The sequence below is a fragment of the Sporosarcina sp. FSL K6-3508 genome, assembly GCF_038615825.1.
In the GTDB taxonomy this organism is placed as follows: domain Bacteria; phylum Bacillota; class Bacilli; order Bacillales_A; family Planococcaceae; genus Sporosarcina; species Sporosarcina newyorkensis.
Map to the genome: position 1 here is coordinate 1534679 of NZ_CP152016.1, position 20900 is coordinate 1555578.

Below are 20900 nucleotides of genomic sequence, written 5' to 3' on the forward strand. Positions count from 1 at the left end.
GATGTCTTCGGTTGCTTTTCATACGTTAGGCTGCAAAGTGAATCATTACGAAACAGAAGCGATTTGGCAGCTGTTTCAGGAGGCAGGCTATGGTCGGGTTGAATTTGAAAAAAACTCAGACGTCTATGTGATCAACACATGTACGGTAACGAATACAGGAGATAAAAAAAGCCGCCAAGTGATACGTCGTGCGATCCGTCAAAATCCGGACGCAGTAATTTGTGTGACAGGCTGTTATGCACAAACTTCTCCTGCTGAAATTATGGCGATACCTGGCGTGGACATCGTGGTAGGCACGCAAGACCGCACGAAGCTTTTGGGGCTGATTGAACAATTCCGTGAAGAACGGCAGCCGATAAATGCTGTGCGGAATATTATGAAGAACCGTGTCTACGAAGAACTGGATGTACCTTCATTCACGGACCGTACCCGCGCTTCATTGAAAATCCAAGAAGGCTGCAACAACTTCTGTACGTTCTGTATCATCCCTTGGGCAAGAGGCTTGATGCGCTCACGTGACCCGCAAGAAGTCATACATCAAGCGCAGCAGCTTGTTGATGCAGGCTACTTGGAGATCGTCTTGACGGGGATTCATACAGGCGGCTATGGGGAAGATTTGAAAGACTATAATCTTGCACGCCTATTGCGGGATCTTGAGAAGAACGTCAAAGGACTCAAACGTCTTCGAATCAGTTCAATCGAAGCGAGCCAATTGACTGACGAAGTAATTGATGTATTGAGAGAATCCAAAATCATCGTCCGTCACTTGCATATTCCAATTCAGTCAGGTTCCAATACAGTACTGAAACGGATGCGCCGTAAGTATACGATGGAGTTCTTTTCTGAACGTCTCGTCCGCTTGAATGAAGCATTACCGCAGCTTGCGATTACATCAGATGTCATCGTCGGTTTCCCGGGCGAAACGGAAGAGGAATTTATGGAGACATATAATTTCATCCGCGATCATAAATTCTCTGAACTGCATGTGTTCCCTTATTCTAAGCGAACAGGTACACCGGCAGCTCGTATGGAAGATCAAATTGATGAAAGCGTTAAAAACGAGCGTGTACATCGTTTGATTACATTGAACGATCAACTGGCAAAAGACTATGCGGCTCGATTTGAAGGCGAAGTGCTGGAAGTCATCCCGGAAGAGCGCTATAAACTAGACCCTGAAAAAAACTTGTTTGAAGGCTATACAGACAACTATTTGAAAGTGGTCTTGCCGGCAGATGAAACGGTGGTCGGCCAAATTGTCCGAGTGAAATTAACGAAAGCTGGGTATCCTTACAATGAAGGACAGCCGGTACGAATTATTGAAGATCAAGAAATCTTGATCTGATGAAGGCCACCTGTATGGGTGGTCTTTTTCGTGCAAGCAAAATGAAGCTTTGCTATACTAAAAGAAAAGATGTTAAAAAAGGAGCGCTTTCAGTGACGAAAAATTATGCCGCGTATATTGATCATACGCTATTGAAGGCAGACGCTACAAAGCAACAAGTAATTGAGTTATGTGAAGAAGCGAAAAAGTACGAATTCGCTTCTGTTTGTATCAACCCGACATGGGTTAAGACAGCTGCGGAAGCATTACAGAATACAAATGTCAAAGTTTGTACCGTGATCGGCTTTCCTTTAGGTGCCAGTACGACGGAAACAAAAATCTTCGAAACGAAAGATGCCATCGCAAACGGAGCAGGAGAAATTGATATGGTACTGAACGTCGGTGCTCTTCACAGCGGATTAATTGAATATGTTCAAAAGGATATAGAAGGTGTTGTTGAAGCGGCAAAAGGAAAAGCGATTGTAAAAGTAATCTTGGAAACGTCATTGCTGGACGCTATGCAAAAACGTACGGCCTGCGAACTGTCAGTACTTGCAGGTGCAGACTTCGTAAAAACTTCCACAGGTTTCTCAACAGGAGGCGCTACTTCTGAAGATGTCAAGCTGATGCGCTCCGTAGTAGGACCGAAAATCGGTGTTAAAGCATCTGGCGGTGTCCGCAGCATCGAAGACGTCAACAAAATGATCGAAGCGGGAGCCACTCGCATCGGAGCAAGTTCAGGCGTCGCAATAATGGAAGGTCTCGAATCTACATCGGACTATTGATCTCAAGAGTGCAAAGCGCAGTCTAGTCTCGACAGGCACTTGTTTGAAATTGGCAGCCAGCGGTAGAAATTCTTATTAATATTCTAATAGTTTTTTATTGACCGATCGGAAATTTTACGTTATAATTTTCTAGTACATGGCAAACAGCTATGTTTCGAAGTGTGCTCGGAGGGAGGGACAAGAGATATGACTAAGACAGTCGTTCGCAAAAATGAATCACTTGAAGACGCTCTTCGCCGCTTCAAACGTACTGTATCCAAAAGTGGTACAATACAAGAGGTAAGAAAGCGCGAGTTCTATGAAAAGCCAAGTGTGAAACGTAAAAAGAAATCAGAAGCTGCTCGTAAGCGTAAATTCTAATTTCTGCCTACATTGAATTTTGAGATTAACTATTAATGTAATTTCGTATAAACCGAAAATCCATCAAAGGATTTTCGGTTTATTTTATTTTTATGCAGCGGTTGCCTTCCACACTATAAGTGGCGAGATGAGTGTGGCCTTATCTTTGTTCAACGGGTGTTTAAAAACTCGCTGAACAATAGAAGTACGCAGGCTAAGATCGCCACATCCTGTGGCAACGCCTGCATGACCTACTTCTTGTAGGCCTAAGCCTCCGGCGGATGTCACAGATTTTGAGATGGGCTTTAAAAGATGAAGTTAGCCAAAAGTCGCGGCTTCCTGCGACAAAGGCTAACTGACCTGCGTCATGCCGGCCTAAAGCTCGATACAAAATCTGGACACAATTACGCCTAGGCGTAATTGATATTTTTTTTTTTTCGATAAAATGAAACCAAAAAGGTTTTCAAACGTAAATAGTTAGTATAATAGGCAGTAGAGAGAGGTGAGAAAACAATGACTAAAATGATTAGGTCTATTTTTCTGCTCATTTTATTCATCGGAACAATCGCTTTGCCTTTTATACACACGGCGGATGCAGCTGAAAAGAAAGTATATCGGGTGCCGCTCCATCAAGAGGTAGAGAAGGGACTGCATGCATTCCTGCAACGTTCATTTAAAGAAGCGGCTGACGAAGGTGCAGAGACGATTGTATTGGATATAGATACTCCCGGCGGATTTGTGGATGCTGCGGATCAAATCGCGAAGCTAATGACATCGACTGACGCCAAAATCGTCGCATTCATTAATGATCGGGCATTATCAGCAGGTGCGTTCTTGGCACTCTATGCGGATGAAATCTTCATGACGCCAAATGGTTCCATAGGTGCTGCTCAAGTCATCGATGGATCCGGAAATGCAGCAGAAACGAAAGCCAACAGTTACTGGCTTGCACAAATGAAAAATGCTGCGTTGCACAACGACCGAAAACCTAAGTATGCTCTCGCGATGGCCAATCCGGAAATTGACATGCCGGAGCTTCGTGCTCCTAAAGGAGAACTGTTGACGCTCACTGCAGACGAAGCCGAGGAAGTAGGTTATAGTGAGGGGACGGTTGCAACATTTGATGAATTGCTGCAGAAGCTGGACTTGGAAGAGGCAACAGTCATTTCTACGACGGAAACATTTTCGGAAAAAGCAGCTCGGTTCATTACGAATCCGATAGTTGTCCCGATTTTACTTTCTGTTGCGAGTCTTGGACTGATTGTGGAATTGTACTCACCAGGCTTTGGTGTACCGGGAAGTATGGGGCTGACTGCCTTATTCTTATTTTTCTACGGTCATACAGTGGCTGGTCTGGCGGGTTATGAGACCTTGATCTTGTTCCTTTTGGGTGTAGGACTCATCATCGCCGAATTTTTTATTGCAGGTGGGATAGCGGGAATCTTCGGAGTCTTGGCTATCATAGGAAGTATTTTGCTGGCAGGCACAAACTTGGCATTCATGGCGGTTTCAGTGCTGATTGCGATGGCCGTGGCGAGTATAGGAGCGGTGGTTATTATGAAATTCTTCGGAAAAAAACTTCATCTGTTGAATAAAATCATTCTAATGGATACGATGGATACGGAAAACGGTTATGTATCCAACGAGAACCGTACGGATCTATTGCAAAAAGTTGCGACAACGCTTACACCTCTTCGTCCATCCGGTGTCGCTGATTTAGACGGCGAGCGGATTGATGTTGTATCGGAAGGGCGCTATATTGATCGTAATAAAGAAGTAGTGATCGTAGCGGTGGAAGGCTTCAGAATCGTTGTTAGAGAAAAGAAGAATGAGGAGGAACAAGGCTTATGATGGGACTAGGAACAATAGGACTGGTAGCAGCAGTCTTTATCATCATTATCGTATTAGCGATATTCTTTACGTTTGTTCCTGTGACGCTATGGATTTCCGCCATGGCGGCAGGAGTACGAGTAAGTATTTTCACATTAATTGGGATGCGTTTGCGTCGAGTAATCCCGAGCAGAGTCGTTAACCCGCTGATCAAAGCACATAAAGCGGGGTTGACTGTAACGATTAATCAACTGGAAAGCCATTACTTGGCGGGTGGTAACGTAGACCGTGTCGTGAATGCATTAATCGCAGCACAACGAGCGAATATCGCGCTGACATTTGAAAGAGCACAAGCGATTGACTTGGCAGGACGAGATGTGTTGGAAGCAGTCCAAATGTCCGTTAACCCAAAAGTTATTGAAACACCATTCATTGCAGGTGTTGCGATGAACGGTATTGAAGTGAAGGCGAAAGCACGGATTACGGTTCGTGCCAATATTGATCGACTCGTCGGGGGCGCAGGTGAAGAAACGGTTGTTGCCCGTGTCGGCGAAGGGATTGTCAGTACGATTGGTTCTTCCGTCAACCATGCCAAAGTGCTGGAAAATCCAGACATGATTTCTCAGACGGTCCTTACGAAAGGGTTGGATTCCGGAACTGCTTTCGAAATCTTATCCATTGATATTGCGGACGTAGATATCGGTAAAAATATCGGTGCCGAACTTCAAACGGAACAAGCAATGGCAGATAAAAATATCGCCCAAGCGAAAGCTGAAGAACGTCGTGCGATGGCTGTTGCCAATGAGCAAGAGATGAAGGCGAAAACCCAGGAGATGCGCGCGAAAGTGGTGGGTGCGGAATCCGAAGTGCCTTTGGCAATGGCGGAAGCACTGCGTTCAGGAAACATTGGTATTATGGATTATATGAACTACAAGAACATCCAAGCCGATACAGGTATGCGTGACTCCATCAGCAAAGTTGGCGGAGACCAGCAGCCACCGCAACAGAAGAAAGACTAAAGTAAAACAATGAATTCCCGGGAAGGGGATGCATAATGGAACAGCTCATTATTTTGGTAATCATGGCGGCGTTAGGCTCCCTGTTCAGTAAAAAGAAAGAAAAGCCTGAACCGAAGCAAAAGCCTAGCGAGCAAAAACCTGTTCATACGCAGACAGTATATGAGCCGGCGAGAAAGGAACCGCAGCGCGCGAATGCGGAACCGACGAATAAGCCGCGCACATTGAAAGATCTATCAAAAGGTCTTTTCGAAGATATCCAGAAAGAGTTCAAAGAGTTGCAGCAAGAAACTCAGCAACCAGAAGCTCCACAGAAGACTCAGGCGCCGCAAACGGAAATCTTCTACCCGGAGCCTAAGGTTGAAAACAAACGTCCTGAACGAGCTGCAAAGCCGGTTTCTGTACCGAGATCTGAACGTCAATCCGGAAGAGGAAGACTCCAGACGGAACGACAATCGGTCATTCAGGAAGACCATCGTATCTTACAAGAAGATTTAATCCCGACAACTCCGCAACAGGTCCTGCAGGGAATTGTGTATTCGGAAATTTTAGGACCACCGAAAGCAAAACGGTAATCATGCGACCCCCATCTCCGTCATATGTTGAGATAGGGGGTTTTTTCGTGAAAAAATTATTCGCACTTCATCCATCTATTATTTTAGATGAATTCAATTCATTACGGATTACGGGCTTCTACCAATTGAAGGCGTTAAGCGAACAATCCGTGTCCTTTCAAACAGACGACTTTTTTTTAACGATCCAAGGTGAAGAAGTGACTGTACTTGCATTAACTGAACAAAATGCCCATATTTCCATCATAGAGCTGAAAGATTTATCAATTCGATATAAACCCAATGAGGGGCCGATGTATGAGTCCTAAACGTTTTGAGGTTCAATTGACTGCAGTTGGTGGAACATCTTCATTCCTTGGAAAATTGCAAGTAGAGCAAGTCAAAATAAAAAATTTGTATGTGGCAGGACGTTCCGTGTATTTTGAAACAGACAGTAAAGGGATTCAAACGATTCGTCGTTTCAGAAAAAAGTATCATGTGAAAGTGAAAGTTTCACATATAGGAAACGACACCGTCAATTATCGGCTTTTCTCATCTTTTCTATTTATCATCGGGTGTATGCTACCCCTCTGTGCTTCCTTGTTTTTGTGGAACATTGAAGTAGAGAGTGAGGTTCCTGAATTAGCTGAACGCATGGAGCTGAAAATGGAAAAAGCGAATATTAGGGTTCCATCTCTTCTCTCCAAGTTACCTGAAGAGGATGAGATTCGCCGACTGCTCATGCAAGACGAGTCTTCCTTGTCGTGGATACGCTTTAAGAAAATGGGGACTTCTTTAATTGTTTCACCTATGTTGGCTCCGTTGTCTGCTGAAGTGAAAGAAGATAAAAAAGAAAAACCATCTCATTTAGTAGCTAAAACAGGAGGGGTGATCACTCATTTTGCGTTGACGAGAGGTGAGCGTGCGAGTATTGTTCACCAAACTGTAAAAAAGGGAGATATGCTCGCTACAGGTATTCTGGAACAAGGAGAGAAGACGACAGTTGTAGGAGCGGATGGAGAAGTTTTTGCGGATTATTGGTTAGAATATCATTTTGAATTACCGCGAACCGTCAAGTATTCAACGCAAGGCGAAGAACAAGTCAATATTAATTGGAGAACTCCATGGCATGAAAGTAAAGAAGGGGTTTTTCGTCTCAGAAACCCAATACTTTTTAAAGAGTCACGAGAGGATCCAATTCATACCGTCCGTTTAGAAAAAGGAATGGAAGAGACCGTTATTCTTCCGCTTTTGAAGCACGATCTATTATCAAAGAAGACGGATGAACTTGTAATTAAAGAGGAAAACATTTTACATGTATCGTTCACTAATGATAAAGTTAGTGGGACTCTTTTGTTTTTGATTAATGAAAACATTGCTGAAAAACGACCGATAACTCAAGGAGACTGAATATATTGAGCGAACAAATCATTCAACTGCATATTGAAGAACCGAATGAAGCGATTATGCTTCTTGGAATTTCCGATCAAAATATGAATTTAATTGAAGAAGAATTGAATATCTCCATTAGAACAAGAGGAGAAACAATATCGATCAGCGGGGAAATCGAGCAAAGTGAAGCAGCGAAAGCACTGCTGGAACAGTTATTGAAAGTAATTCGTAAAGGCATCAACATCAATTTGCGTGATGTTGCCACCGCGATTGAAATGGCGAAAAACGGTACAATTGAATATTTCTCATCTTTATATGATGAGGAAATCGCACGCAATACTAAAGGTAAAGTAATTCGTGCGAAAACAATTGGCCAACGGGAGTATGTGCAATCGATCCGCTCAAGAGACCTGGTTTTCTGTATTGGCCCGGCTGGAACGGGGAAGACCTATCTTGCAGTCGTCATGGCAGTGCAGGCAATGAAAACAGGCTCAGTGAAACGTATTATTCTGACTCGTCCTGCCGTAGAAGCAGGAGAAAGCCTAGGTTTCCTACCAGGAGATTTAAAAGAAAAAGTGGACCCATACTTGCGGCCACTGTACGATGCACTCCACGATATACTGGGGGCAGAGCATACAGAGCGTCTAATTGAGCGAGGCGTGATTGAGATCGCTCCGCTGGCTTATATGCGAGGCAGGACACTCGATGACGCATTCGTTATTTTGGATGAAGCTCAAAATACCACAAAAGCGCAAATGAAAATGTTTTTGACTCGTCTCGGTTTTGGTTCGAAGATGGTGATCACCGGAGATAAAACACAGATTGACCTGCCGCGCGGCGTGGACTCTGGCTTAAATGTAGCGGAACACATATTGAAGAAAGTACAAGACATCGAATTCATTTACTTGGAACAAGGGGATGTTGTACGGCATCCAATTGTAGCAAAAATCATTGATGCATATGACAAAGAACAGAAATCGAACTGATGACTGCTGAATAGCCCTCAAGCCTTTATACTAAAGGCTTGAGGGTTTTCGGTTTGTAGTACGGACATTTTAAGTGTCTGCTAAAAAGTGAAGAGAAGTTCATTTGAATTTCTATTTACATGCTCTCGTAAAGGTCGGGATCGCTTGAAATACTTCTAAATTTAGAATTGAGTAATGAATTAGGCTAAGCAACCAATAGTTAATCTCATCCTCAGATTTTCAGTGTCAGGAAAATAAATGCAGTTTGACCCTCTAATAAGGTATAATGGCTAACATAGCTGTATTTACTAGTAAAACGTATGATTTTCATTATCGGTCTCCATTCATTAAGCGGTCTAAGTCATCCAGTAAATGACTGCTTTTTTATGAATTAAATATATATATACATAAGGCAAGGCGGCAAAAATTGTCGAGGGGGGCAAGAAATTTGGCGGACTTAAAGGGGTTATTTTCACAAATGAGGAAGGTGAAGTTTACATTCCTATTGCTCGTTGTCATTAGTCTTTCCAGTATCCTTTTATTCGTATTGATGTATGGCAACAGTACAAATGAAACCTATGAAATCTCAGCATATGAGATCTCTCCAAAAACGATACGATCGCCTAAGACGATTGAAGATACTGAGAAAACCGAACTTGAACGTGTTCGAGCGGAGCAAGCGGTCCCGGCGTCCTATCGTTTTTCAGAAGATATCATGAAAAATAGACAAGCTATCATCAGCTCGATATTCACAGCTGTCAGTGAAGTGAAAATGGAAGAAAACAAAGAGACTGATATGACGGCCGGTAAGAAACTGAAACTACTCAGGGGAAAGTTGGAAGGATTGGAGAAAGAACAATCTTTTTTACGCTTATCAGATGACCAATTGAAACAATTATTGGCATCCGATCAGACTGAAATAGACAATCTGCATGAACAACTGCTAACGATTATTGGTGAAGAGCTGTCCAAACCTTTCAAGTCTGATCAATTATCCACTCATCGATATGAAGTGGAAAGACAGATTCGTCAATCCAGTACATTACCAAGTGGATTACTGGACGTGGCGTTATCCTTAGGTCGAACGGCTGTCGTAGAAACAGAAGTGATAGATGAAGAACTGACTGAAAAAAATAAAGCCGATGCGCGTGAGTCGATTGAGCCGATTCGTATTCTTCAAGGACAAGTCATTGTACGCGAAGGGCAGCTGATTGATCGTGATATTTATCAACAATTGAAATTATCAGGTGTCCTGACGAATCAGTCATCCATTAAACCAATCTTAGGGATTGGGTTATTCGTACTCTTTATCTCTAGTCTGATAGGGATTCATTTCTCTACATGGTCAGAAAATAATCAGTTCAAAAAGAAAGCTGTATTGATGTTTTACGTCATAATTTTCGCAGTTGTTGTCCTCATGAAGATCATCAGTTATATTGATCATGAATTTGACGTGCAAATTGCGTTTTTATTTCCGACTGCGCTGGCGCCTATGTTGATCAAGCTGCTGATTAATGAGCGAACGGCCATACTATCTGTAATTATTACCGCAGCAACCGCAGGCATTATGTTGCAGGAAGGCATTGCCGCCATCTTGCAGATGGAAGTCGCTTTGTATATTTTATTTGGTGGGATCGTCAGCATATATGTTCTCAGCGCACATGGCAGGCGCTCAACGATTTTACAATCGAGTCTTGCAGTCGCGGCTTCTAATACGATCTTCATCATATTTTATCTGTTAATGACACAAACTAGTTATACATTACCGGAGCTGACTTTTTATGCAGTAGCAGCGGTTTCATCAGGAGTACTGTCAGGTGCGTTGACGATCGGACTATTGCCGTTTTTCGAATCTGGCTTTCAATTGCTTTCCAACATGCGGTTGGTCGAGTTGTCGAATCCAAACCATCCGTTACTGAAGAAAATTTTAGTGGAGACGCCAGGAACGTATCATCATAGTGTGATGGTTGCGAATTTGGCAGACGCTGCATGTGAGTCGATAGGAGCGAATGGCTTGCTTGCACGCGTAGGGAGTTATTATCATGATATCGGGAAAACGGTTCACCCTGGTTTCTTTATTGAAAATCAGCATGCCGGACAGAATTTACATGATTCCCTGCCACCTGAGAAAAGTCGTGATATGATTATAGCTCACGCTGAAGATGGTGCGAAAATATTGGAGAAGCATCATATGCCTGCAGAGTTAATAGCGATTGCCAGGCAGCACCACGGAACAAGCTTACTGAAGTTTTTCTATGTAAAAGCGAAAGAACAAGGTTCAGATGTGGCGGAGGATCAATTCAGATATCCGGGTCCAAAGCCGCAAACGAAGGAAATCGCTGTTATTATGATTGCGGATAGTGTAGAAGCAGCGGTACGTTCCATGAAAGAGCCGACACCCGATAAGATTGCGGTACTCGTCGAAGCGATCGTTCGGTCAAAAGTTGAAGATGATCAATTTGAAGAATGCGATTTATCGATGAAAGAAATCAAACAGGTGAAAAAAGTGATATGTGAGACTTTGAATGGAATTTTCCATAATCGAATCGAATATCCGGATTAAAAAAGGAGTATGGGCAATGATAGACTTTTATTTTCAAGATGATACAGATGCAGTTGACGAAACGTCGGAAGTGTTAATTACCGATCTATTGAATCACGCAGCGAAAATGGAAGATTTGGAAGGTTTATACGAGCTTTCAATCACTTTTATGGATGATGATGCGATCCAAGCAGTAAATGCAGAATTTCGAGGCAAGGATAAACCGACCGATGTCATTTCATTTGCCTTAGAAGAACTGTCTGAAGGGGAAGTGGCGATCGTACATGAAGGAGATATGCCAGTTGTACTTGGTGATATCATCATCTCTATTGAAACGGCGCAACGCCAAGCGGTTGAATACAATCATACCTTTCAACGAGAATTAGGGTTTTTGGCGTTACATGGATTTCTTCATTTACTCGGATATGATCACATTGAAGAGGATGATGAAAAAGAGATGTTCGGAAGACAAACAGAAATCTTAACTTCTTTTGGCTTGGAGCGACAGTGATCAGATGAAAAGATTTTTCAAATCTTTTGTCTATGCGTGGGAAGGGATGAGAGACGGTTTCGTCAATGGACGCAACATGAAATCTCATGCCCTGTCAGCCATCATCGTCATCCTTGCTGGCTGGTTCACTGTTCTTTCTATGACCGAATGGCTGATTGTTCTTTTATTGATCAGCGGAATGCTGGCATTGGAATTGATGAATACTGCTGTTGAGTACGTCGTAGATCTCGTAACAAAGGAATACCATCCACTAGCAAAAAAGGCCAAAGATATCGCGGCTGGGTCGGTACTGATTTTCGCTGTCGCCAGTGCAGTCATTGGCTGTTTGATCTTTTTTCCGAAATGGTTTGGCTGAATCAAATGAATTGGAGTGAACTAGATGAAATTTGAACAACTGAAAAACGAAGCAGAATCAGCAATGAAAACTGCATATGTCCCGTACTCTAAGTTTCCGGTGGGTGCTGCCTTAGAAACAGAAGACGGTACGATTTTCCGAGGATGTAATATCGAAAACTCTGCTTACGGACTTACGAATTGTGCAGAGCGGACAGCGATTTTTAAAGCAATCTCTGAAGGCGTTAAATCTTTCAAGTCGCTTACTGTTATCGGGGATACAGAAGGACCGATTGCACCGTGTGGCTCATGCCGTCAAGTGATCGCGGAGTTTTGCGCACCGGGCATGCCGGTCTATCTAACGAATCTTAAAGGGGACGTTCAAGAGACGACCGTTGCAGAACTATTGCCAGGCGCTTTTTCTAAGGAGGATTTAGACTATGCAGAAGAACGATAAACCATTCAAATCAGGCTTTGTTTCAATAATTGGTCGTCCGAATGTCGGGAAATCAACATTCATCAATCGGATGGTCGGTCAAAAAATCGCCATCATGAGTGATAAGCCGCAAACAACGCGAAATAAAGTACAGGGCATTGTGACAAGTGACACATCCCAAATGATTTTCATCGATACGCCAGGCGTCCACAAACCAAAGCACCGTCTAGGCGATTTCATGCTGAAAGTGACGCGCAGTACATTGAGTGAAGTAGATGTCATCATGTTCATGGTGAATGCAGATGAAAAGATCGGTACAGGGGACCGCTTTATTATGGAATGGCTTGAAAAGTCCGAGACTCCTGTATTCCTGGTCATTAATAAAATCGACCTTGTGCATCCCGATCAATTACTCGAGATCATCACGACGTACACAGATGAACTGAAGTTTGCTGAAGTCGTTCCGATTTCAGCTTTAAACGGCAATAATATTGAACGTTTAGTGGAAACGCTGGAAAGTTATTTGCCGGAAGGTCCTCAATATTATGCTGCCGACCAAGTTACCGACCATCCTGAGCGCTTTATCATTTCAGAAATGATTCGGGAAAAGGTGCTGCATACGACACGTGAAGAAATTCCTCACTCCATTGCGGTGGCCATTGAAAGCATTGAACAGGATGCATCCACTGGAAAGACGCATATCCGAGCTACGATTATAGTGGAAAGAGATTCACAAAAAGGGATTGTCATTGGCAAAGGCGGTAAATTGCTAAAAGAAATTGGAACGAAAGCACGAAAAGATATTGAGATGCTGCTTGGAGAAAAAGTATTTCTTGAATTATGGGTAAAAGTTCAGAAAGACTGGCGCAATCGTCCAAGCCGCCTAAAAGAATTTGGATTCAATGAGGAAGATTATTAATTCTTCATCTGTCCAGTATGTTTGATTGGGGGAGAGCACTTTGTTAAACAAGGTGGAAGGATTTATTATAAAGAGCATCCCTTACGGTGAAACAAATAAAATCGTAACGATTTATTCAAAAGAGGCAGGTAAAATAACCGCGATGGCAAGAGGTGCGAAAAAGCCGGCGAGTCGACTAGCTGCCATTACGCAAACGTTCACACATGGTTTTTTTATGATACGGGCAAGCAGGGGAATGGGATCTCTTGAACAAGGTGAGTTGATCAGCAGTGTACGGCATATTCGCGCTGACCTGGAGACAACTGCGTATGCGGGACTGGTCGTTGAGTTGATAGATCGCTTAACCGAATCGGAGCAACCGAATGCTGGGATTTTTCGACTGTTGGAAGAGGCGTTCCATGCCATGGAAGAGGGTTATGATGCAGAGGCAATTTCGTTATTTGTTCAATGGAAGATGCTGCCCGTCGCTGGTATTCACCCCATCCTTCATGAATGCGCCAATTGCGGGGCGACGGAAGGGGAGTTTGCTTTTTCATTTCAGCAAATCGGCTTTCTTTGTCATCGTTGTTTTGGAGTGGATCCATACATTATTCGCTTGTCTCCGACTCAGATCAAGTTGATTCGGATGTTTTATAATGTGCCATTGGATCAGATCGGTAAGCTGGAATTAAAGAAACCGACGAAAACCTTTATGCAGAAACTGGTCTCGACGATTTATCATGAACAAGTGGGGATTTACTTGAAATCCAGAAAATTTATCGAGCAGTTGGAACGGACACCAGAATTACAAAAACCAAAAGAAAACCCGGAAAATGAAGGCTAATGCCGATTCTCCGGGTTTTTAAAATTAAAATTGTAGATGTTTTTCGATATATGCTTTAACGTCTGCAATCGGCATACGCTCTTGTTCCATAGAATCGCGGTGACGGACAGTCACTTGATGATCTTCTAATGAATCAAAATCGTATGTGATACAGAAAGGAGTTCCAATTTCATCTTGGCGACGGTAGCGACGGCCGATTGATTGGGAATCGTCATACTGTACTGGGAAATGCTTCGCCAGTTCCGTATACACTTTATCTGCATCGTCTGCAAGCTTTTTAGATAATGGCAAGATCGCAGCTTTAATAGGAGCAAGTGCCGGGTGGAAACGCAACACTGTGCGTGTATCGCCGTCTTCCAACTCTTCTTGGTCAAATGCGTCACATAAGAAAGCTAGTGTAACACGGTCTGCACCAACAGAAGGCTCGATGCAGTAAGGAACGTATTTTTCATTCGTTACAGGATCTTGGTAGTGGAAGTCTTCGCCTGAATATTCCATATGGCGCTTCAAATCGAAGTCCGTACGGTTGGCAATACCCCAAAGCTCTCCCCAGCCAAACGGGAATTTATATTCGATATCTACAGTTCCTTTAGAGTAGTGGGAAAGTTCGTCTTCATTATGCTCGCGAAGACGGATATTCTCTTCTTTCAATCCAAGGTTCAACAATAGGTTCTTGGATTGGTCGCGCCAGTATCCATACCAATGCTCATCTTCACCAGGCTTACAGAAGAATTCCAGTTCCATTTGTTCAAATTCACGCGTACGGAACGTGAAGTTACCCGGCGTGATTTCATTACGGAAACTTTTACCGACTTGCGCAATTCCAAATGGTACTTTCTTTCTCATCGAACGTTGAACGTTTTTAAAGTTGACGAAGATTCCTTGTGCTGTTTCAGGACGAAGGAAAATTTGGTTTGCGGATGAATCCGTCACTCCTTGACTCGTCTTGAACATTAAGTTAAATTGACGGATTTCTGTATAGTCCATCGCACCGCAAGTCGGGCACACGATGCCGTGTTCTTGGATTAGTTCGAACATCTTTTCAAATGGCAAGCCGTCAACTACGAGTTCAATCCCTTTGGCATCTAATGCTTCTTCGATTAATTTATCCGCACGGTGACGCGTCTTACATTTTTTACAGTCGATCATTGGATCATTGAAGTTCCCGATATGACCAGATGCTTCCCAAACTTTCGGGTTCATCAAGATGGCTGAATCCAGCCCTACGTTATAAGGCGATTCCTGAATAAATTTTTGCCACCAAGCACGTTTGATGTTGTTCTTCAACTCAACGCCGAGCGGACCGTAATCCCATGTGTTCGCCAAACCGCCATAGATTTCAGAGCCTGGGAACACAAAACCCCGTTGCTTTGAAAGATTCACTACTTGTTCCATAGATAACATTATAAATCCCTCCAATTAAAATAAGCACTCGTCTCCGGACATAGACATGTCCGGGGACGAGTGCATGATGACCCGCGGTTCCACCCCGATTGGTTTTTCAACCCACTTTCATAATGAATGGTTCAACTCCCGGCTGCCGTCTTCGTGTAGTACAGGCTCTCACTGTCCCTGTTCGCTCATCTTTACACTACTTATTGACCGTTCTTCGCTTACTTCATTCAAAATTAGTTTAGCATGGTTCTCCTTTCTTCGCAATAGTGAGCGTCTTGTTATATAATTGGTTAGTAAATACTACTTTGAAGTGTGAAGGCGGTGACATGTTTGGAATTAAATACACGTCAAAATGAAATCCTTGACATCGTCAAAGAAAACGGACCGATTACAGGAGAGCAAATAGCTGAGCGTCTACACTTAGCGCGTGCAACTATCCGACCTGACTTAGCAATTTTGACGATGGCGGGTTATTTGGATGCACGACCGCGTGTGGGTTACTTCTATTCTGGCAAAAAACCTATTCAATCGGTAGCGGACGGTATGGTAGATATGACAGCGGCGGATTTTCAATCAAGACCGGTCGTGATCACGGAGAATCTATCAGTTTATGATGCGATCTGCCAATTGTTTCTGGAGGATGTCGGAACCCTTTTCGTAGTGGATCAGCAATCCTTATTGACAGGTGTACTATCCAGAAAAGATTTGTTGCGGACAAGTATCGGAAGAACGGAATTAGATAAAATTCCTGTGCATGTCATCATGACAAGAATGCCGAATATTATGTATTGCAGGAAGCAGGATACCCTCATTTCAGTAGCAAAAAAAATGATGGACAGTCAAATTGATTCATTGCCAATCATCAATGAGAAAGAGGGCGGATTGGAAGTAATCGGGCGGATTACAAAGACCAATATAACAGCCGCATTTCTTTCATTAGCGGAAGATCATGACTTATGAGGAGTGACGGTATGCCGAATTTTACATTATTCATCGTCTCTGATTCTGTCGGGGAAACAGCTGGCCTTGTTACGAAGGCGGCTGCTAGTCAATTCCGGCATGATTTGGAGAGCGTTTCCATAAAGAGATTCTCCTATATTGAGGAGAATTCACAGTTAGAGGAAATTGTGTTTTTAGCTAAACAACAGCAAGCTTTGATTGTCTTTACTTTAGTCAAAGAGTCAATGCGCGATCATTTGCGTATTCTTTGTGAAGAATTGGACGTAAAGTCCGTAGATCTGTTAGGACCGCTTATCGACGAAATTGGAAATCAGTTAGGCCTAGAACCCTTTGAGGAACCAGGCTTGGTCAGGCAGTTGGATGCTCATTATTTCAAAAAAATCGAGGCTATTGAGTTTGCGGTAAAATACGACGACGGAAGAGATATGCGCGGTGTATTGGAAGCAGATATTGTACTGCTCGGTGTATCGAGGACATCCAAAACACCGCTGTCACAATTTCTGGCGAATAAAGGATATAAAGTGGCTAATGTGCCGCTTGTCCCTGAAGTCGATCCGCCAGCAGAGATATTCTCAATCGATCCAACTAAATGTTTCGGACTTTATATATCAGTAAATCAATTAAACTCTATTCGAAAAGCGCGTTTGGAAACGTTGGGCTTGAAAGATGACGCAAACTATGCGAAAATAGCACGTATTCAACAAGAAATAGACTATTTTAATGAGATTACGACAAAAGTCGGCTGCGAAGTCATTGATGTGACCAATCGCGCAGTTGAAGAAACAGCCAATACGATTCTCAAAACATTTACAGCAAGGAAGGCCAACTAACGGATGGTTAGGTCTTCTTTTTTCTGTGTCTAGTTGGATAGTAGGCCGAAATGTAGCAACAGAGTATATGAATTGATCATTATTAGCAAACTATAGGGGGAATTGGAAACAGCTGTTTGGAACAGCGGTCAACTGTGTTGGGAAGTACATGTTTCCTACTTGAATACTCAATTCATGCGAAGTTAAAAGTTTTCGAGGCGAATGATGTCGATAAAAAAGGGTTTTTGAGAAAGTCCTCGAATTTATGTATATAGAGTGGAAATGGTGATAGAATGACAAGAATATCTGACGACACGATTGAGGAAATCCGCTCAGGAACAGACATTGTCGATTTGATCAGTGAATATGTCCAATTGTCGAAAAGGGGAAAGAATTGGTTTGGACTGTGTCCGTTCCATGAAGAAAACAGCCCATCCTTCTCTGTTTCCGAAGACAAGCAACTATTTCACTGCTTCGGATGCGGAGCAAGCGGGAATGCCATCACCTTTATGATGGATATGGAAAACCGTTCGTTCATCGATTCCATTCTGAAACTCGGAAGTCGTATTGGAATGGAGCTAGAAGCTTCAACAAACGATGCGCAAACGACGAAAACCTCTTCTAACCAACAAATGCTTAAAGCGTATACGCTTGCCGCCAATTTTTATAGCCATCTGCTCTTAAACACCATAGAAGGCGAAAAAGCATTAGAATATCTAGAAAATAGAGGGTTTACGCGTGATCAAATCGAACAGTATGAAATAGGATGGTCTCCTGTTCAATCAGATGCTTTGTCTTCATTATTAACTAGGCAGGGCTTTGATCTGAAAGAAATGGAAACCGCAGGACTTTGTTTTCAAAAAGAGGATGGATCGGGATATTTCGACCGCTTCAGGGGAAGAATCATGTTTCCAATTCAGGATGATAATGGCATGACCATTGCCTTCTCTGGAAGAAGATTGGAGGATTCGTCTTCAGACGCTAAATATATCAATAGTCCAGAGACTCCGATATTCGAAAAGAGCAAGGTTTTGTTTAATTTTCATCGGGCACGTCTTAATGTTCGGAAATCGGGTAAAGTAATACTATTCGAAGGTTTTATGGATACGATTGCTGCAGACCGCGGTGGAATCGGGAATACGGTCGCAGTCATGGGTACTGCTTTATCATCACATCATATCGTGAAACTGAAGCGAATGGCAAAGAAAGTGGTCATTTGCTGTGACGGAGATTCTGCTGGCTGGGGGGCCGCCAAACGATTTGCCGACAGTTTGATTGATAGTGGAATGGATGTGCTCGTGGCCACTCTGCCAGATAGAATGGATCCCGATGATTTCATCGCCCAACAGGGAGTCGACGCATTTACAGAGAAAATCTTAGATCAGCCACTTTCGTATATTTCTTTTGTCGCTGCCTATTATAGAAGAGACAAAAACTTATCGATTGATCATGATATTAAGCAGTATGTTCATGAAGTTTTCAATGAACTTGCTCACCGTTGTTCTCCTATTGAAAAGGATTTATTGATTCAACAACTCCATAGTGAAACAAATGCTTCCAAAGAGTCACTCGGACAGGAGTTTACAAAGTCTATAGCACGAAAGGCGAAACAGACACGTGATGCAGATCCAGTGGAAGAAAGCCGATCGGTAAGCTTAACCAGTGCTACAGCGAACAGAACGGAGACAGATCGAGCGGAACAGCTGCTCCTTGCTCACCTATTGATGGACGCCGACTTGTTTGAAGAAAAGCGTGCAGAACTTCAAGATTTATTTGTCAGAGACGACGTCATCAAAATATTTTTCAAGTTGGCCGCGTTTTATGAACAATATGACTTGCCCAACTATCAACGATTTGCTGAAATGTTGGAAGACCGGCAATTGAAGAAAATCGTCATGGAAGCTATTTTGACAGAACGTTCACAAGAGCATACAGGGCAAGAAGTAGAAGATTGTATCCGTCACTTAAAACGCAATCAACTAAAACGTTTGATTGAACAAAAACAACATGAATCAAAAGAAGCAGAAAAAAAGAACGACCTACTAAAAGCAATGGAGTTGGCCACAGAGGTAATCCAACTTGTGAGATCGTTAAAGGTTCTGTAAGGAGGTATAGTCGCTATGACAAAAGAAGAACAAACGGGAGAAGTAGAATTGACTATTGAAGAAGCAAAGGCAGCTATTATAGAGGCTGGTAAAAAAACAGGCGAACTAACACTAGAGGATGTAACAGAAAAACTGGCATCTTTTGAAATGGAACCTGAACAATTTGAAGAGTTTCTCGATCAGATAGAAGCACAAGGTATCGAAATGGATAGAAAAGAAGAAGCAGATGCCAAGAGTGATGCGGAAGAACAATTCGACTTAAATGATTTGAGTGTGCCGCCAGGAGTCCGGATCAACGACCCCGTTCGTATGTATTTGAAAGAAATCGGGCGTGTCGACTTATTGACAGGTAAAGAAGAAGTTGATTTGGCGATTCGGATTCAAGAAGGTATTGAAGCGGAAGCAGAGTTGGCAGAAACAAACGAAATGACACCTAAAATAGATGCAGCTATTATTCGTGGAGAAAATGCCAAAAAGAAATTGGCGGAGGCGAATTTGCGATTGGTTGTCAGTATCGCTAAACGCTATGTCGGCCGTGGTATGTTATTCCTTGACTTGATTCAGGAAGGGAATATGGGTCTGATTAAAGCTGTCGAGAAGTTCGACCATACAAAAGGCTTTAAATTCAGTACGTATGCTACGTGGTGGATCCGCCAAGCAATTACACGTGCGATTGCAGACCAAGCCCGTACAATTCGTATTCCTGTGCATATGGTTGAAACGATCAATAAATTGATTCGCGTACAACGTCAACTTCTGCAAGACTTAGGACGAGAGCCTTCTCCAGAAGAAATCGGAGAGGAAATGGACTTAACTCCTGAAAAAGTACGTGAGATCCTGAAAATCGCACAAGAACCTGTCTCTTTGGAAACACCGATTGGAGAAGAAGATGATTCTCATTTAGGTGACTTCATCGAAGATTCAGAAGCACAATCTCCTTCAGATCATGCGGCGTATGAATTATTAAAAGAGCAGCTCGAAGATGTCTTGGACACATTGACAGACCGGGAAGAAAATGTCTTGCGTCTGCGTTTCGGTCTGGATGATGGCCGTACACGTACGCTGGAAGAAGTAGGTAAAGTCTTCGGCGTAACACGTGAGCGGATTCGCCAGATTGAAGCCAAGGCACTTAGAAAATTGCGTCATCCATCACGCAGCAAACGCTTAAAAGACTTTTTAGAGTAATAGATGCATCGGCTTCAAATTAGCCGATGCTTTTTCTTCTGGATCCATAAAAAGAACAATTTTATTGATTGGTATTAATGGGGGAGAAAGGATGACAAAAGAAAAGAAGCAAATAATCATTTCAGAAATCCGCTATTGGAAACAGAATAAACTTCTTCCTGAACACTACTGTGATTTTTTGATTACACTGTACGCGCAAGGAGAAGATCCTGACGAGATGGTCATAAAGGAATCTTCCGCTCTGCACAAAGAGAAAAAACAGTTGCGAACAAAGCAATTGATGATTCTGCTCATCAGTTTGTTGCTGGCAGGCTTGGTATCCGTCGCCATGTTTTTACTGAAAGAATATCCGATAGCCACGTTACTTTCAGCCACGGTCCTTTCGCTGCTTTTTCTCGTGATTTCCTCAGGAAAATTGTTCATCAAGAAAGGTTTTGCTCCTTTCCTATACATATCGATGGCCTTTCTGTTGCTGATGATGTCCTTGAAAATCTGGACAGCATTTTTTAATGGTGAGACTACATTATTAATTGGATTACTTGTTTTGAATTGCAGTCTGTGGCTATTTACAGGCAGACTAATGAACTTACTATACTTTACGATTTCCGGTTCTTTAGGCTTGTTGACGATCGTCGGCTTTTTAATTTTATCATTTTGATTTAAATCAATTACACCGCGGTGTA

At 42.8% G+C, this 20900-nt stretch carries 21 protein-coding genes; 20 read left to right on the top strand and 1 reads right to left on the bottom strand.

From position 1 onward, the window contains the following. Position 1: 1 nt before the first annotated feature. From mtaB to recO, 15 genes are all read left to right on the top strand, one after another. Positions 2–1342 (top strand): tRNA (N(6)-L-threonylcarbamoyladenosine(37)-C(2))-methylthiotransferase MtaB, encoded by a 1341-nt coding sequence (gene mtaB, locus MKX97_RS07195; protein WP_342537274.1) that lies wholly within the window; start codon positions 2–4, stop codon positions 1340–1342. A 92-nt stretch (positions 1343–1434) separates the two neighbouring features. Next, entirely contained in the window at positions 1435–2106 is a 672-nt protein-coding gene (gene deoC / locus MKX97_RS07200) for a deoxyribose-phosphate aldolase (RefSeq protein WP_342537275.1), read from the top strand. Positions 2107–2292: 186 nt separating this feature from the next. After that, a complete protein-coding gene (gene rpsU, locus MKX97_RS07205) occupies positions 2293–2466 on the top strand; it encodes a 30S ribosomal protein S21 (protein ID WP_009496905.1) in 174 nt (57 codons plus the stop codon). Positions 2467–2958: 492 nt separating this feature from the next. Then, positions 2959–4296 (top strand): nodulation protein NfeD, encoded by a 1338-nt coding sequence (locus tag MKX97_RS07210; protein ID WP_342537276.1) that lies wholly within the window; start codon positions 2959–2961, stop codon positions 4294–4296. Next, positions 4296–5294, top strand: coding sequence for a flotillin-like protein FloA (gene floA / locus MKX97_RS07215; protein ID WP_040758796.1), 999 nt, complete (start codon positions 4296–4298; stop codon positions 5292–5294). The genes MKX97_RS07210 and floA overlap by 1 nt, the downstream gene beginning before the upstream one ends. A gap of 35 nt (positions 5295–5329) precedes the next feature. Beyond that, the gene (locus tag MKX97_RS07220) at positions 5330–5866 is read left to right on the top strand and encodes a hypothetical protein (protein WP_342537277.1); all 537 of its coding nucleotides are present in this window, start codon (positions 5330–5332) and stop codon (positions 5864–5866) included. A gap of 47 nt (positions 5867–5913) precedes the next feature. Beyond that, a complete protein-coding gene (locus tag MKX97_RS07225) occupies positions 5914–6171 on the top strand; it encodes a YabP/YqfC family sporulation protein (RefSeq protein WP_040758131.1) in 258 nt (85 codons plus the stop codon). Further along, positions 6161–7252, top strand: coding sequence for a sporulation protein YqfD (locus tag MKX97_RS07230; RefSeq protein ID WP_176132464.1), 1092 nt, complete (start codon positions 6161–6163; stop codon positions 7250–7252). The genes MKX97_RS07225 and MKX97_RS07230 overlap by 11 nt, the downstream gene beginning before the upstream one ends. Before the next feature lie 5 nt (positions 7253–7257). Continuing rightward, positions 7258–8220, top strand: a complete 963-nt coding sequence (locus MKX97_RS07235; RefSeq protein ID WP_009496893.1) for a PhoH family protein — start codon at positions 7258–7260, stop codon at positions 8218–8220. Positions 8221–8677: 457 nt separating this feature from the next. After that, positions 8678–10762, top strand: coding sequence for an HDIG domain-containing metalloprotein (locus MKX97_RS07240; protein WP_342537492.1), 2085 nt, complete (start codon positions 8678–8680; stop codon positions 10760–10762). Next, positions 10725–11252, top strand: a complete 528-nt coding sequence (gene ybeY, locus MKX97_RS07245; protein ID WP_078816530.1) for an rRNA maturation RNase YbeY — start codon at positions 10725–10727, stop codon at positions 11250–11252. Before MKX97_RS07240 ends, ybeY begins: the two co-directional genes overlap by 38 nt. Before the next feature lie 4 nt (positions 11253–11256). Continuing rightward, entirely contained in the window at positions 11257–11607 is a 351-nt protein-coding gene (locus MKX97_RS07250) for a diacylglycerol kinase family protein (protein ID WP_342537279.1), read from the top strand. Between the two features lie 24 nt (positions 11608–11631). Further along, complete coding sequence (locus MKX97_RS07255) at positions 11632–12042, top strand: cytidine deaminase (RefSeq protein WP_009496885.1); 411 nt, start codon at positions 11632–11634, stop codon at positions 12040–12042. Beyond that, a complete protein-coding gene (gene era / locus MKX97_RS07260; protein WP_340758755.1) occupies positions 12026–12940 on the top strand; it encodes a GTPase Era in 915 nt (304 codons plus the stop codon). The genes MKX97_RS07255 and era overlap by 17 nt, the downstream gene beginning before the upstream one ends. 40 nt (positions 12941–12980) lie before the next feature. Beyond that, on the top strand, positions 12981–13763 hold the full coding sequence (gene recO / locus MKX97_RS07265) for a DNA repair protein RecO (protein ID WP_340758756.1): 783 nt from the start codon (positions 12981–12983) through the stop codon (positions 13761–13763). A 24-nt stretch (positions 13764–13787) separates the two neighbouring features. Here recO and MKX97_RS07270 read toward each other — a convergent pair whose 3' ends face one another. Further along, positions 13788–15167 (bottom strand): glycine--tRNA ligase, encoded by a 1380-nt coding sequence (locus MKX97_RS07270; RefSeq protein WP_342537280.1) that lies wholly within the window; start codon positions 15165–15167, stop codon positions 13788–13790. A 312-nt stretch (positions 15168–15479) separates the two neighbouring features. Here MKX97_RS07270 and MKX97_RS07275 point away from each other — a divergent pair, with 312 nt between their 5' ends. From MKX97_RS07275 to MKX97_RS07295, 5 genes are all read left to right on the top strand, one after another. Next, on the top strand, positions 15480–16118 hold the full coding sequence (locus MKX97_RS07275) for a helix-turn-helix transcriptional regulator (RefSeq protein ID WP_040758128.1): 639 nt from the start codon (positions 15480–15482) through the stop codon (positions 16116–16118). Between the two features lie 11 nt (positions 16119–16129). Next, on the top strand, positions 16130–16948 hold the full coding sequence (locus MKX97_RS07280; RefSeq protein ID WP_040758127.1) for a pyruvate, water dikinase regulatory protein: 819 nt from the start codon (positions 16130–16132) through the stop codon (positions 16946–16948). Between the two features lie 272 nt (positions 16949–17220). Continuing rightward, a complete protein-coding gene (gene dnaG / locus MKX97_RS07285; protein WP_009496873.1) occupies positions 17221–19032 on the top strand; it encodes a DNA primase in 1812 nt (603 codons plus the stop codon). A 15-nt stretch (positions 19033–19047) separates the two neighbouring features. Further along, positions 19048–20217: an RNA polymerase sigma factor RpoD gene (gene rpoD, locus MKX97_RS07290; RefSeq protein WP_078816534.1), complete on the top strand. Its 1170-nt coding sequence runs from the start codon at positions 19048–19050 to the stop codon at positions 20215–20217. 91 nt (positions 20218–20308) lie between these two features. Then, positions 20309–20875 (top strand): hypothetical protein, encoded by a 567-nt coding sequence (locus MKX97_RS07295; protein ID WP_342537281.1) that lies wholly within the window; start codon positions 20309–20311, stop codon positions 20873–20875. The last annotated feature ends 25 nt before the right edge of the window (positions 20876–20900 follow it).

Bases quoted from the DNA above. Each gene is read 5' to 3' on its own strand.
- MKX97_RS07220 (WP_342537277.1), top strand. From the start codon at position 5,330: ATGGAACAGCTCATTATTTTGGTAATCATGGCGGCGTTAGGCTCCCTG.
- MKX97_RS07250 (WP_342537279.1), top strand. From the start codon at position 11,257: ATGAAAAGATTTTTCAAATCTTTTGTCTATGCGTGGGAAGGGATGAGA.
- MKX97_RS07240 (WP_342537492.1), top strand. From the start codon at position 8,678: ATGAGGAAGGTGAAGTTTACATTCCTATTGCTCGTTGTCATTAGTCTT.
- floA (WP_040758796.1), top strand. From the start codon at position 4,296: ATGGGACTAGGAACAATAGGACTGGTAGCAGCAGTCTTTATCATCATT.
- MKX97_RS07295 (WP_342537281.1), top strand. From the start codon at position 20,309: ATGACAAAAGAAAAGAAGCAAATAATCATTTCAGAAATCCGCTATTGG.
- MKX97_RS07255 (WP_009496885.1), top strand. From the start codon at position 11,632: ATGAAATTTGAACAACTGAAAAACGAAGCAGAATCAGCAATGAAAACT.
- MKX97_RS07230 (WP_176132464.1), top strand. From the start codon at position 6,161: ATGAGTCCTAAACGTTTTGAGGTTCAATTGACTGCAGTTGGTGGAACA.
- rpsU (WP_009496905.1), top strand. From the start codon at position 2,293: ATGACTAAGACAGTCGTTCGCAAAAATGAATCACTTGAAGACGCTCTT.
- mtaB (WP_342537274.1), top strand. From the start codon at position 2: ATGTCTTCGGTTGCTTTTCATACGTTAGGCTGCAAAGTGAATCATTAC.
- era (WP_340758755.1), top strand. From the start codon at position 12,026: ATGCAGAAGAACGATAAACCATTCAAATCAGGCTTTGTTTCAATAATT.
- MKX97_RS07210 (WP_342537276.1), top strand. From the start codon at position 2,959: ATGACTAAAATGATTAGGTCTATTTTTCTGCTCATTTTATTCATCGGA.
- rpoD (WP_078816534.1), top strand. From the start codon at position 19,048: ATGACAAAAGAAGAACAAACGGGAGAAGTAGAATTGACTATTGAAGAA.
- ybeY (WP_078816530.1), top strand. From the start codon at position 10,725: ATGGAATTTTCCATAATCGAATCGAATATCCGGATTAAAAAAGGAGTA.
- dnaG (WP_009496873.1), top strand. From the start codon at position 17,221: ATGACAAGAATATCTGACGACACGATTGAGGAAATCCGCTCAGGAACA.
- MKX97_RS07270 (WP_342537280.1), bottom strand. From the start codon at position 15,167: ATGTTATCTATGGAACAAGTAGTGAATCTTTCAAAGCAACGGGGTTTT.
- MKX97_RS07280 (WP_040758127.1), top strand. From the start codon at position 16,130: ATGCCGAATTTTACATTATTCATCGTCTCTGATTCTGTCGGGGAAACA.